Origin of the sequence: Stenotrophomonas pictorum JCM 9942, assembly GCF_001310775.1 — a bacterium.
Taxonomy (GTDB): domain Bacteria; phylum Pseudomonadota; class Gammaproteobacteria; order Xanthomonadales; family Xanthomonadaceae; genus Stenotrophomonas; species Stenotrophomonas pictorum.
Genome location: NZ_BAZI01000617.1, coordinates 1 through 1,107, shown reverse-complemented (window position 1 = coordinate 1,107; position 1,107 = coordinate 1). Strand labels below are relative to the sequence as shown.

Below are 1,107 nucleotides of genomic sequence, written 5' to 3'. Positions count from 1 at the left end.
CGCGAAGAACGCCAGCCCGGCGCGTTGAATGGCCAACGCCGTTTCCGCCGCCAGGCGCAATACGACCCTGCCCCGCGCCCGGCCGCGGAACGCACTGTCCAGCAGCACCTGTTCCAGCTGCCCCGGCAACCGCCCGAAATTCAACAACCCGCAGGTTTCAATGCCGGCAGGCAGCAGTTGCTGCACGCGGCGGTGGATCGATACCCGGTTCATAGCCTGATCCCTCCGGAAAAAACGGGGTGGCCTGCGCCACCCCGCGCCGATTACGGCAGTGTCGGCGGATCGGTCGCGCGCTTGCCCAGCTCGTACCAGTCGATCTTGCGGGTGATCCACATGATCAGCGCCAGGATGCCGAACAGCAGCAGCGAGCCCAGCAGCAGCGCGTTGTTCTCCGAGCCCAGCAGCAGGAACAGCGCGCCATACAGCAGGGTCAACAGAGTCGAGAACATCAGCCCGTACTTCCAGCTGCGCAGCACGCCACTGAGGTAGAAGCCCTGCAGGCCGATACAGGCCGCCGCCGAGACCAGGTAGGCCTGCCAGAACGCGATCTGCTCGGACAGGCTGATCAGCAGCAGGAAGAAGATCGCCAGCGCCAGGCCGACCAGCAGGTACTGCAGCGGGTGGATCCGCAACTGCTTGATCAGCTCGAACAGGGCGAAGCCAACGAAGGTCAGCAGCACGAACAGGATGCCGTACTTGGTGGCGCGGTCGGCCTGGGTATAGACGTCCACCGGATCGACCAGCGCCACGGTCAGCGACTCGACCTCCGCATCGGCAATCAGGTTGCGGCGCAGCTGTTCCTGCGCGGCCGAGGCCAGCGAGGAGACCGCCCAGCTGGCCTTGAAGCCGCGGTCATCGACACTGCGCTCATGCGGCGAGAAGCTGCCGGAGAACTGCGGATGCGGCCATGACGAGGCGATATCCACGCGGGTGTCATCGCCCACCGGCACCACCGACAGCGAACGGGTGCCGTCGAGCACGAACTCCAGCTCGACCTTGCGCCCGTCCGACAGCACGCCCGAGGCGGCGTCGCCCTGCATCCGCAGCGGCGCATGCAGGCCTTTGGACGCGGCCTCCAGCGCACCGGCGCCGGCCCGCAGGGCGATG

General features: G+C 66.9%; 1 protein-coding gene and 1 pseudogene. Both read right to left on the bottom strand.

The window, feature by feature from the left end; translation table 11 throughout:
• Positions 1-213 (bottom strand): annotated as a pseudogene (locus JCM9942_RS16540) (hypothetical protein); the annotation flags it as partial.
• A 50-nt stretch (positions 214-263) separates the two neighbouring features.
• Positions 264-1,107: cell envelope integrity protein CreD (gene creD, locus JCM9942_RS16535; RefSeq protein ID WP_172675187.1), on the bottom strand; the 844-nt coding region annotated here is incomplete at its 5' end.